An 11,811-nucleotide genomic window follows, 5' to 3' on the forward strand; every position below is an offset into this window, starting at 1 on the left:
GGCCGCCTTCTGAGTTATAAACCCCCCCCCACAACACAAAAATCTGCCCGCGCCCGCCCCCTTTTTTTAAACGCCCCGGGGCCGCGGGGCCCCCCCGGCCGGAGGCGGTCGGAGTGCCTCCGGCCGTCGGTTCCGCGACCACCTCGGCGCCACCCCGACCGAATACCGACGCCGCTTCCGCGTCACCGCCGCTTGAATCACGGAGAACACGTGACCATCACCGTCACCCACATCGGCACCGCCACCGCCCGTCCTCGAACTCGGCCGGCACGTCGTCCTCCCACGGGCTTGAACGATCCTCCTCAGCCCGCCGTGCGCCGCAGGACCTCCTCCACTGCCTCCGCGGCGACCTGCGCCCGCCGCGCCGCCGGGGCCTGCCGGATCAGGGCGCTCATCCGCTGCGCCTCCGCGGTCGTCGGCAGGTGGCCCGCCAGGAGGAGGGGAAGTGTCAGGCGGCGGGCGAGGAGTTCGTCGGCCGAGGTCACGTGCGGGCGGCGGACGACGGACACGTTGACGCGGACGCCGTGCTCGTTGCCCCACGGCACGCCCGGCCGGTCCGTCTCGACCGCGGCGTAGCGGAAGCCGTGGGCGAGGTCGCAGGCGGCGCAGCCGAGCGGGCCGCGGGCGAGCCGGTCGCCGCAGTCGGGGCAGGTCAGGCGGTCGAGGGCGGCGTCGACCACGCGCCAGTCGTGCCGGTCCGGTTCGGCCGCGACCATCTCGGCGAGGGCCGCCGCGTCCCGCTCGCCGACCGCTCCCATGCGGGCCAGGAACACGGACCATTCGTCCTCGACGATGCCGTCGACGAGCGCCCGGCAGGCCGGGCAGACGGGCGCGCCGCCGTACTCGTAGCCGCCGCACTCGTCGCAGCGGTTCGGGGCCGCCCCGACTGCAGGTCGTGCCATGGTTTCCTCTCCTCGTCGTCCAGACGAGTCTCCCTCAGGGCGGTCGGCCGGCGGTACCGGATTGCTGCGCCGTGCCCGACGGCGCGCCGCCGACCGGGGGCAGGTCGCGAACGGTTGCTTCCGGTCGGACTCGGAGCCGGTTCGCTCGTGATGCGGCAAATGGAGTCAACTGTCCTGCGACACGGTCCCGTTGCGGTGGTATTGGCTTTCGAAACTCGTACAGCACAACGCATCTGGGGTCGACATGGGCAAGGCGCACAGATCAGCGAAGGCCCAGGGGGAGAGCAAGGGCGGCTCGCCGGCCGCCGAGGAGCGGTTCCGCGGACTGCTGGAAGCGGCGCCGGACGCGATGGTCATCGTGGACGACACCGGGACGATCACGCTCGTGAACGCCCAGACCGAGGCGCTGTTCGGCTACGGTCGCGAGGAACTCCTGGGACGGCCGGTGGAGTTGCTGATCCCGGGCCGCTTCCGCGCCCACCACGCCCGGCACCGCGACGACTACGCGGCCAACCGGCAGGTGCGGCCCATGGGCGCGGGCCTGGACCTGCGCGGGCTGCGCAAGGACGGCACCGAGTTCCCCGTCGAGATCAGCCTCAGCCCGCTGGAGACCAGCGACGGCCTCCTGTTCTCCGCCGCCGTCCGCGACGTCAGCGACCGCAAGGCGGCGGAGGCCGAACTCACCGTGCTCTACGAGCAGCAGCGGCACATCGCCCTCACCCTCCAGCGCAGCCTGATGGGCACCCCGCCCGCCATACCCGGGCTCACCGCCGCCCACCGCTACCGGCCGGCGACCCAGGGAGCGGGCGTCGGCGGCGACTGGTTCGACCTCATCCCGCTGGGCGCCGGCCGGGTCGGGATCCTCATCGGCGACGTCATGGGCCGTGGCCTGGAAGCCGCCGCCGTCATGGGTCAACTGCGCTCGGCCGCCCACGCGTTGGCCATCACCGGCATGGAGCCGCGGGACCTGATGCAGTCCCTGGAGACGGTCGTCGGCGACCTCGCGGTCCCCGACCAGCTCGTCACCTGCTGCTACCTGGTCATCGCCCCCGACACCCGGGAGGTGTCCGTCTGCTCGGCCGGCCACCTCCCGATCCTGGCCGCCACCCCCGGCCACGCGGCCCGGATCCTGCCGGCGCCGGTGAGTGCGCCGCTGGGCGTGGGCGGCGTCCCCCACCGGCAGACGTCCGCCGTCCTGCCGCCGCACACCCTGCTCGCGCTTTTCACCGATGGCCTGATCGAGGCCCCCGGGTGCGACATCGAGGACCGCCTCGACACCCTCATGTCCGCCATCGACACGACCCCCGACCCCGGCGACCTGGAAGCCGCGGCCGACCACATCCTGACCACGCTGCTCCCGCCCGTCCCCGGCTACGACGACGACGTCACGCTCCTGCTGGCCCAGGTCCCCGCGGCCCCGGACGCCACGGCCGCGATCGAGCTGCCCGCCGTCCCGACCTCCTCCGCCGAGGCACGGGCCTTCGTCGAGAAGGTCCTCGGGTCCTGGAACCACGGCCACCTGACCGACGACGTCAAGCTCCTGACCTCCGAGGTGCTCACCAACGCCATCCAGCACGGCAAGGGCCCCGTCCGCCTGCACCTGCGCTGCCATCCCGCCGAACTGGTGGTCGAAGTCACCGACCACAGCCCCCACTTGCCGCACCCCCGGCTCGCCGAGACGGACGAGGAGTCGGGCCGCGGCCTCACCCTCGTCGAGGCCCTGTCCCACCGCTGGGGCACCCGGCCCGCCGAGGTGGGCAAGACCACCTGGTTCACCCTGCCCCTGCGGTAGGGCGTGTCCTGGGGCGTGTCCTTCGGGCCGGGACAACGAGGAAGCGCCCGGCGGTACTTGCGGCGGACAAGTACCCCCCGGCGCCCCCCGCCCGGGGGGGGTGTCCAGCGCGGTCGGCAGCCGGTAGCCGGTGAGCGACGGGTTCTGCAGCACGCCGCCCTCGGTGCGCAGCTCCTCCAGCAGCGCCAGGCCGACGCCCTGGGCCACGCCCGCCTCGATCCGGTCCTCGATCTGCCGCGGGTTGAGCGCCCGGCCGACGTCCTGCGCGACGGTCATCTCGACCACCCGGACGGCGCCCAGCTCGATGTCCACGTCCACGACCGCGCGCATCGCGCAGAAGGCGATGGAGACGAACGCGTCGCCCTGCCCGGCCTCGTCCAGCGGCTCGGTCGGGTGCGGGCGGCACTGCGCGGTGGCCCACAGCTCCTTGCCCTCCAGCGCCTCGGCGACCGGCATGCCGAGCACCCCGTCGTACGAGGTGATCTTGCCGTCGGCGATCTGGAGCAGCTCCACCGACATCCCGAAGTTGGCGGCGATCGGCTGGAGCAGCTGGTGGCGGACCATCAGCGCGGCCCGCTCGACCGCGCCGCCGGACACCCAGGTGTGCCGCCCGCGGGCGGAGGGCCCGGCGATCGACTGGTCGCTGTCGGCCGGCGCGATGTAGACCTCGCCGACCCCCAGCACGGTCTGCACGATCTGCCGGGCCAGCGTCGCGAAGCCCTGGCCGGAGTCGACGGCCGCGCAGATCACGGTCGCGTGGTCGCCGCTGACCCGCACGGTGGCGGTGGACACCTCGTCCTCGCCCTCGGCGCCGAGCATGTGCACCATGCCGACGGCGTAGCCGATCCCGCGCCGCACGGCGGCCGGGTCGCCGGCGCCGCCGGGCCCGCCCGGCAGCAGCCACTCGGCGTCCGGGTCGTCCACCGGCAGTGCCGGCAGCGGTTCGGCGGCGACGGCCTCCAGCAGCGCGGTCACCGGCGCCGGGCACGTGACGGCCTGTCCGGTGGGCATCGGGTCGCCGGTGGCCATCGCGTTGCGGCGGCGGATCTCCACCGAGTCCACGCCCACCCGGGCGGCCAGCTGGTCCAGCTGCGACTCGTAGGCGAAGCAGGACTGCAGCGCGCCCTCGCCGCGCATCCGCCCGGCCGGCGGGTTGTTGGTGCGCACCGCCCACGCGTCCACGAAGACGTTCGGGCAGACGTACGGGCCGACCGAGAACGCCGTCGCGGCGGCCAGCGCCTCGGCGGAGACGTCCGCGTAGGCGCCGCCGTCCAGCAGGATCTGCGCCTCGACCTTCACCAGCCGGCCCTCGGCGTCCGCGTGGTGGCGGTAGCGCAGGAGCGCGGGGTGGCGCGAGGTGTGGGTGTGGAAGGACTCCTCGCGGGTGAGCGTCATCTTCACCGGCCGGCCGGTGCGCAGCGCCAGCAGCGCGAGGGTGACCTGGAAGGAGAGGTCCTCGCGGTCCGAGGTCGCTCCGGGCACGCCGGTGACGACCAGTCGCACCCGGTCCGGCTCCAGGCCGAGGCACGCGGCGGTGCGGTCGCGGTCCCCGTGCGGGTCGGTGGAGGACAGGTGCAGTTCGACGCCGCCGTCCGGGCGCGGCACGGCGAGGCCGGCCTCGGCGCCGAGCGGGGCCGGGTCCTGCCGGCCGACCTGGTACAGGCCCTCGACGACGATCTCGCCGACCGCGTCCGGGTCCCCGCTGCGCAGCGGCAGGTGGCGGAACAGGTTGCCGTCCGGGTGCAGCGGCGGGGCGGTGAAGGCCTGCTCGGGGTCGGTGACGGCCTCCAGTGGCTCGTACTCGACGACGATCAGACCGACCGCCAGCCGCGCGGTGTCGGGGTGGTCGGCGGCCACCGCGGCCACCGGCTCGCCGTGGTGGCGCACCACGCCCGAGGCCAGCACCGGCCGGTCGGCGACGATCGGCCCGGCCGGGGCGCCGTCGGGCAGGCCGTCCGGGCCGGGCGGCAGGTCGGCGGCGGTGACGACGGCGTGCACGCCGGGCAGGGCGAGCGCGGCCGAGGTGTCGATGGCCTTGATCCGGGCGTGCGGGTGCGGCGAGCGCAGCAGCGCGCCCCACAGCAGCCCCTCGGCCCACAGGTCGGCGGCGTACGGGTAGATGCCGAGCGCCTTGGGCAGGGCGTCGCTGCGCAGCGGCGAGCTGCCGAGCCCGAACGGCTCCGGCGCGCCGGCCCCGTCGCCGTCCTGCTGGGTTGCTGCGCCGATGTCGGTAGGCGACGTCATGATGCGTGGTCGTCCTCGGGGAGCCGGATGCCGTGGGCGGGGGTGGCGCCGTACGGGACGCCGGCCGGGGCGCCGCCCTCGGCCGGGACGCCGTGCGGGGGCGTGGGGACGTACGGCGCGCCGTCGAAGCCGGGACCGGGCGTGCCGTCGAAGCCGGGACCGGGCACCGGGGTGCCGTGGGCGGGGGTGGGCTCGTAGACGGGGGCGTCGTAGCCGCCGTCGTAGCCGGGCTGCTGGGGGTAGCCCTCGGGGTAGCCGGCGCCGGGCAGGTAGGTGCCGTGCGCGGGGGTGGCCTGGTACGGCTGCTCGGGGTAGCCCTGCGGCTGGTAGTAGACCTGGTCGTCGGTCGGCTGCGGCGGGACGGCCGGGATCTCGTACGAACCGGTGTCGTACACCCCGGTGTCGTAGCCGCCCTGGCCGTCGTAGCCGTGCTGGCCGTCGTAGCCGCCCTGGCCGTCGGCGCCGTACGGCAGGCCCTGGCCGGGGACCGCGGCGGCCGGCTCCTCGGCGGGCGGCTGCGGGACGTGCTCGATCCAGGCGTCGGCGTCGGTGTAGACGGGGGGTTCGGCGGCGGGCTCCTCCGCGGGCGCCTCGGCGGCCGGCTGCCCTGCGGCCCCTTCGGCGGCGGGCGCGGCAGCGGCGGAGGCCTCCTCGGCGAGCGCGGCCTCCTCCGCCTCCTCGGCCTCCAGGGCGCGCGCGTCGGCGACGCTCTGGACGGCGGCCAGCACCCCGCGGTAGCCGGTGCAGCGGCAGAGGTTGCCGCACAGCGCCTGCCGGGCCTCGACCTCGGTGGGCCGGTGGTTGCGCTGGAGCAGGTCGTGCACGGCCATCGCCATACCGGGCGCGCAGTAGCCGCACTGGACCGCGCCGGACTCGGCGAGCGCCTGCTGCACGTCGCTCGCGCCGCCGCCCGCCGACAGGCCCTCGACGGTGTTGATCTCGCTGTCCGCGGCCAGCGCGGCCGGCACCAGGCAGCCGGCCACCAGCTGGCCGTCCACCTGCACCGAGCACGCGCCGCACTCGCCCTGCTCGCAGCCGTCCTTGGCACCGGCCAGGCCGAGCCGCTCGCGCAGCACGTAGAGCAGGCTCTCGCCGATCCAGGCGTCGGTGACGGGCCGTTCGAAACCGTTGACCCGCAGGGTGTAGGAGGCGCAGGGGCGCAGCTCGCGGCTGACCTGCGGGGAGAAGCCGAGCGGGTCGGCGTCGAGGGTGTCGATGGGGTCTGTGCTCACTTCAGCGCCCTTCCCAGTGCCCGTCGGGCCAGCACCGACACGGTACGCCGTAGCCGAACGGCGGCCGCGCTCGGCCCCTCGGTCACGGCCTCCCAGGCACCCTCGGCGCCGTAGCCGTCGGGGACGCAGGCTGCGGCGACGTACTCGCCGAAGGCGGCGGTCGCGGCGGGGTCGATCTCCCGGCTGCCGTCCCAGTCGATGCAGCCGGCCACCCAGGCCTCGGCCTCCAGCGGCCGCAGCGGCACCGGCGCGACGGCGCCGACGGCGCAGCGCACGGAGCGCCGGGCGGGGTCGAGGACGAGGGCGACGGAGGCGGTGGCGCGGGCCGGGCCGCTGCGGCCGGTCGCCTTGAGGAAGACCTGGGGCGCGTGCAGCAGCGGGACGCGCACCCAGGTGAGCAGTTCGCCGGGGCGCACCGGGTCGAGGCCGGTGAGGAGGTGACTGACCGGTACCTCCCGGGTGCCGCCGGCCCGGGCGAGGGTGACGGTGGCCTCCAGGGCGGCGAGCACCGGGAGGGTGTCGCCGGCCGGGGCGGCGGTGACGATGTTGCCGCCGAGGGTGCCGACGTTGCGGACCTGCGGGGGTCCGGCGGTGCGGGCGGCGTCGGCGAGGGCGGGGATCAGCGCGGCGAAGTCCGGACGGTCCATCCGGGCGTGGGTGAGACCGGCGCCGAGCACGGCGGTGCCGCCGTCCTCGTAGCGCCAGCCGCGCAGTTCGGTGATCCGGCCGAGGCCGACGAGGGCGGCGGGGCGCAGCCGTCCGGCGTTGACGGCCTCCATCAGGTCGGTGGCGCCGGCCACGGGCACCGCGGCCGGGGCGGCGGCCAGCGCGTCGACGGCCTCGTCGAGCGAGGCCGGCAGCATGATCGTCCGGTTCACCTGGGTCCCACCGTGCTCCACTTGCTCATCGATCGCCTGCCGCCCGCGGCCTTCGGCCGTGGTGTCCGCGTCAGCAGTCCGGCCTGGCCCGTAGGGTACGGGCGATCGGGCCGGGTTGGGCAACTCTGGCACACAATGCTCGATGATCACTTCGGGGCCGGTGAACGGGACTGCCCGTTTGGGGCGGATACCGGGCGTTATCTGCCCCGGCCCGGGCCGGACCGGAACAGATGTTCATCTGTTCTTGACGTCGGATGACCATCCGGAAGTTCCCCGCGTTCCGCCTCCCCCGCATTCCCGCGGCCCGGCATTCCCGCTGCCCGGCATTCCGGCCGCCCGGCCCGAACGCCTATCGGACGGGCGGCGGCCCCTCGATCGGACGGCCGACCACTCCGGGCCGGCGCTGCCACGGGTGCGGGCCGTCGGCCGGGCGGTACTCGACGCCGAGCGCGTCCAGGACCTCCAGGTGTGCCGCCAGCCGGCGCGCGAAGGCCGGGTAGTCGCGCTCGCCCGGCTCGGCGGGCAGGGCGGACCAGGCCACCTCGGCGAAGGCGGCGAGCCGCGGGAAGGCCCGGTAGTCGACGTCCCTGGCGGTGTCCGTGAACTCGCTCCACAGGTTGGCCTGGGTGCCGATCACGCGCCGGGCGGCGGCCTCGTCCAGCTCCCTGGGCACCGGCTCGAAGCGGTACACGTCCTCCAGCGTCCGGACGAACCCGACCGGGATCGGCTCGTCGGGGCCGTCCGCCTGCCGGTGGTCCAGGTAGACGTGCTGCTCGGGGCACATCACGACGTCGTGGCCGGCGCGCGCGGCCGCGATCCCGCCGCCGAAGCCGCGCCACGACGAGACGGCGGCGCCCGGCGCGAGGCCGCCCTCCAGGATCTCGTCCCAGCCGATCAGCCGCCGCCCGCGCTCGGCCAGCCAGCGGTCGAAGTGCCGGATGATCCAGCTCTGCAGCTCGTCCTCGTTGGCGAGGCCGAGCTCGCGGATGCGCGTCCGGGCGGCGGCGCTGTCCTTCCACTGCTCCTTCGGGCACTCGTCGCCGCCGAGGTGGACGAATTCGGACGGGAAGAGCTCCAGCACCTCCTCCAGCACGCCCTCGAAGAAGCGCAGCGTCGCCTCGGAGGCGTTGAGCACGTTGTGGCTCACGCCCCAGTCCGTCCACACGCCGAGCGCCGAGGTGTCCACGACGTCGGTGTTGCCGAGCTCGGGGTAGGCGGCCACGGCGGCCTGGGTGTGGCCCGGCAGGTCGATCTCCGGCACGACGGTGACCCCGCGCTCGGCCGCGTACGCGACGATCTCGCGCAGGTCGTCCTGGGTGTAGAAGCCGCCGTGCGGCCGGTCGTCGCGGCGCCCGGCGCTGCGGTAGCCGACCATCGAGCGCTCCCGCCACGCACCGCGCGCGGTCAGCTCCGGGTACCGCTTGATCTCCACCCGCCAGCCCTGGTCGTCGGTCAGGTGCAGGTGCAGGACGTTGAGCTTGTGGACGGCCAGCAGGTCGACGAAGCGCAGCACGTCCGCCTTGGGCAGGAAGTGCCGGGCGACGTCCAGCAGCGCGCCGCGCCAGCCGAAGCGCGGGGCGTCCTCGATGTCCGCGCCGGGCAGCACCCAGCCGGTGCGGCGCAGCGGGGCCCGGCGGAAGGCGTCCGGGCCGAGCAGCCGGCGGAGCGTCTGCGCGCCCCACAGCGCGCCGGCCGGACCGCCCGCGGTGATCACCGCGTGGCCCGGGCGGACCGAGATCCGGTACGCCTCAGCGGCCAGGGCGGCGTCGTGGACCAGCTCGACGCCCGCCCCGGGAGCACCCGGGGCGAACGGCAGCCCGGTTGCGGCGGACAGCGCCGCGCGCAGCCAGTGCGCGGCACCGGCCAGCGCCGGCGGGGCGGTCAGCGTCGTGGCGTCGTCGAGGGGGAAGTCCTCGCCCGGGCGGCGGACGGCACTCGAAGGTGCGGGAATGAGGTCCATTCCGACATCCTGCCCGCGCCCGGAACGATTGGCATAGACCACTGCGCAAACGCCGCACGATGCAAAACGGCGCGGTGCGGCGGCCCCGCGGGACTACTTGTCGTCGTCCCCGCCCTGCGGCTTGCCGATGCCGTCGTAGATCTCCTTGCACATCGGGCAGACCGGGTACTTCTTCGGGTCGCGGCCGGGCACCCACACCTTGCCGCAGAGCGCCACCACGGGGGACCCGGAGAGCGCGCTCTCCATGATCTTGTCCTTCTGGACGTAGTGCGCGAAGCGCTCGTGGTCGCCGTCCCCGTTGGACACCTGCGGGACGGGCTCGACCAGGGTGCCGGTGCCGAGGCCGCGCTCGGGCTCAAGAGTGCTCATAGGTGCCAAGTCTATGGGCGCCCCGGGAAACCGGGCCAGTGTCGCACCGACGGCCCCCGCCGTCAGTTCAGCGTCGGGTCGTCCGGGTAGGTCGCCAGCAGTGCCAGCGGGCCGCGCTGGCGGCGCAGCACCGAGCGCCACAGCCGCTCCGGCTCGGGGCTGGAGATGTCCCCCGGCTCGCAGTCCACCAGGTACCACGCGCCGCTCTCGATCTCCGCCTCCAGCTGGCCGGGCGACCAGCCCGCGTACCCGGCGAAGATCCGCAGCGCGCCCAGTTCGCCGGCCAGCACCTCGGGCGGCGCCTCCAGGTCCACCAGCCCGATCGCGCCGTGCACCCGCCGCCAGCCGAGCGGCTCGCCGGTGCCCGACTCCCCCGGGGCCACCGCCAGCCCGAGCGCCGAGTCCAGCGCCACCGGCCCGCCCTGGAACACCACGGCCGGCTGTCCGACCAGCCGTCCCCAGCCGTCCAGCACGCTGCCCACCTCGACGGGCGTCGGCCGGTTGAGCACGACGCCGAGCGCCCCCTCGGCGTCGTGGTCGAGGAGGAGCACCACCGCCCGGGCGAAGTTCGGATCGGTGAGCACGGGCGTCGCGACGAGCAGACGGCCGGTGTGGGACCGGCCTCCGTGCGAATGGGCCGCCGTCATGCCACACATGATCCCGCAGAACGGGCGGGCGCGGACACCGCAACACACGAAACCCCGCCACGCCGGACGAACACCCGTACGGGCGCATCGGCGGGCGCCGGAACCCCGGAAGAGAGCACCATCACGGGAGAGGCTCACGGGAACCATCGGGACGCCCACTACCATCTACGGATGGTGGACGCCTTTACACGGTGCCGACTCGGTTTCGCCGGGGGCCCGAACGCGCCCGTACGAACGTTCCACCACCGGCTCGCAGGAGCCCTTCCCCATTTCTCTGGCACCCCGGATTGCGAGAACGATGACCGACGACGTCCTGCTGGTCCACGGCGGAAACCCGCTCGAAGGCGAGATCCGCGTCCGCGGTGCGAAGAACCTGGTCCCCAAGGCCATGGTCGCCGCCCTCCTCGGCCAGGGCCCCAGCAGACTGCGCAACGTCCCGGACATCCGCGACGTCAAGGTGGTCCGCGGCCTGCTCCAGCTGCACGGCGTGACCGTGCGCACCGGTGACGAGGACGGCGAGCTGATCCTCGACCCGTCGCACGTCGAGAGCGCGAACGTCGCCGACATCGACGCGCACGCCGGCTCCTCACGGATCCCGATCCTGTTCTGCGGCCCGCTGCTGCACCGCCTCGGCCACGCCTTCATCCCCGGCCTCGGCGGCTGCGACATCGGCGGCCGCCCGGTCGACTTCCACTTCGAGGTGCTGCGCCAGTTCGGCGCCACCATCGAGAAGCACCCGCAGGGCACCTACCTGGTCGCCGCGCAGCGGCTGCGCGGCACCAAGATCGAGCTGCCCTACCCGTCGGTCGGCGCGACCGAGCAGGTGCTGCTCACGGCCGTCCTCGCCGAGGGCGTCACCGAGCTGCGCAACGCGGCCATCGAGCCGGAGATCGTCGACCTGATCTGCGTGCTGCAGAAGATGGGCGCGATCATCACCCTGGGCACCGACCGCACCATCCTGATCACCGGTGTGGACGAGCTGGGCGGCTACACCCACCGCGCCCTGCCGGACCGCCTGGAGGCCGCCTCCTGGGCCTGCGCGGCGCTCGCCACGAAGGGCGACATCTACGTCCGCGGCGCCCGCCAGCTGGAGATGATGACCTTCCTCAACACCTTCCGGAAGGTCGGCGGCGCCTTCGAGGTGGACGACGAGGGCATCCGCTTCTGGCACCCGGGCGGCGAGCTCAAGGCGATCGCCCTGGAGACGGACGTGCACCCGGGCTTCCAGACCGACTGGCAGCAGCCCCTGGTGGTCGCGCTGACCCAGGCCACCGGCCTGTCCATCGTCCACGAGACGGTGTACGAGTCGCGCCTGGGCTTCACCGGCGCGCTCAACCAGATGGGCGCCCACATCCAGCTCTACCGCGAGTGCCTCGGCGCCACCCCGTGCCGCTTCGGCGCCCGCAACTTCCTGCACTCCGCGGTCGTCTCCGGCCCGTCCAAGCTCATGGGTGCGGAGCTGGTCATCCCGGACCTGCGCGGCGGCTTCTCGTACCTGATCGCGGCGCTCGCGGCCGAGGGCACCTCGACCGTCCACGGCATCGACCTGATCAACCGCGGCTACGAGAACTTCATGGACAAGCTGCGCGACCTCGGCGCCCACGTCGAGCTGCCCAGCGAGCAGCTGGTCGACGCCTGACCGGCGGCGTCCGCCGACGGCGAGAGGCCGGGCTCCCCGCGGGGGGGCCCCCCCGCCGGGGGGGGATCGGGGGGGGCTCGCGCGGGCGCGGTGGGGGGGGGTCCGCATTTGGTACGGGGGGATCGAGGCGGGGTTGTGGGCGCCGCGC

At 74.5% G+C, this 11,811-nt stretch carries 8 protein-coding genes and 1 pseudogene; 2 read left to right on the top strand and 7 right to left on the bottom strand.

The genetic code is table 11. The annotated features are described in order from the left end of the window. Positions 1-302: 302 nt before the first annotated feature. On the bottom strand, positions 303-902 hold the full coding sequence (locus tag ACFV4G_RS01675; protein ID WP_380435416.1) for a hypothetical protein: 600 nt from the start codon (positions 900-902) through the stop codon (positions 303-305). Positions 903-1,251: 349 nt separating this feature from the next. On the opposite strand from ACFV4G_RS01675, the gene ACFV4G_RS01680 reads away from it, so the two are divergent. Next, positions 1,252-2,694, top strand: coding sequence for a SpoIIE family protein phosphatase (locus tag ACFV4G_RS01680; protein WP_380435452.1), 1,443 nt, complete (start codon positions 1,252-1,254; stop codon positions 2,692-2,694). A 96-nt stretch (positions 2,695-2,790) separates the two neighbouring features. On the opposite strand, the pseudogene ACFV4G_RS01685 reads toward ACFV4G_RS01680, so the two are convergent. The 6 genes and pseudogenes from ACFV4G_RS01685 to ACFV4G_RS01710 all read right to left on the bottom strand — a co-directional run. After that, positions 2,791-4,938, bottom strand: a pseudogene (locus tag ACFV4G_RS01685) (xanthine dehydrogenase family protein molybdopterin-binding subunit); the annotation flags it as partial. Then, a complete protein-coding gene (locus ACFV4G_RS01690) occupies positions 4,935-6,170 on the bottom strand; it encodes a 2Fe-2S iron-sulfur cluster-binding protein (RefSeq protein WP_380435417.1) in 1,236 nt (411 codons plus the stop codon). The gene ACFV4G_RS01690 and the pseudogene ACFV4G_RS01685, both read right to left, overlap by 4 nt. Beyond that, positions 6,167-7,033, bottom strand: coding sequence for an FAD binding domain-containing protein (locus tag ACFV4G_RS01695; protein ID WP_359960722.1), 867 nt, complete (start codon positions 7,031-7,033; stop codon positions 6,167-6,169). Before ACFV4G_RS01695 ends, ACFV4G_RS01690 begins: the two co-directional genes overlap by 4 nt. Positions 7,034-7,397: 364 nt before the next feature. After that, positions 7,398-9,008, bottom strand: coding sequence for a beta-N-acetylhexosaminidase (locus ACFV4G_RS01700; RefSeq protein WP_380435418.1), 1,611 nt, complete (start codon positions 9,006-9,008; stop codon positions 7,398-7,400). Between the two features lie 93 nt (positions 9,009-9,101). Continuing rightward, positions 9,102-9,377, bottom strand: a complete 276-nt coding sequence (locus ACFV4G_RS01705) for a DUF3039 domain-containing protein (protein WP_329929182.1) — start codon at positions 9,375-9,377, stop codon at positions 9,102-9,104. Between the two features lie 62 nt (positions 9,378-9,439). Next, on the bottom strand, positions 9,440-10,033 hold the full coding sequence (locus ACFV4G_RS01710) for a YqgE/AlgH family protein (protein ID WP_380435419.1): 594 nt from the start codon (positions 10,031-10,033) through the stop codon (positions 9,440-9,442). 289 nt (positions 10,034-10,322) lie between these two features. On the opposite strand from ACFV4G_RS01710, the gene murA reads away from it, so the two are divergent. Continuing rightward, positions 10,323-11,663: a UDP-N-acetylglucosamine 1-carboxyvinyltransferase gene (murA, locus tag ACFV4G_RS01715; RefSeq protein WP_380435420.1), complete on the top strand. Its 1,341-nt coding sequence runs from the start codon at positions 10,323-10,325 to the stop codon at positions 11,661-11,663. Positions 11,664-11,811 lie beyond the last annotated feature (148 nt).

This window comes from Kitasatospora sp. NPDC059747, from assembly GCF_042732955.1.
GTDB lineage: Bacteria > Actinomycetota > Actinomycetes > Streptomycetales > Streptomycetaceae > Kitasatospora.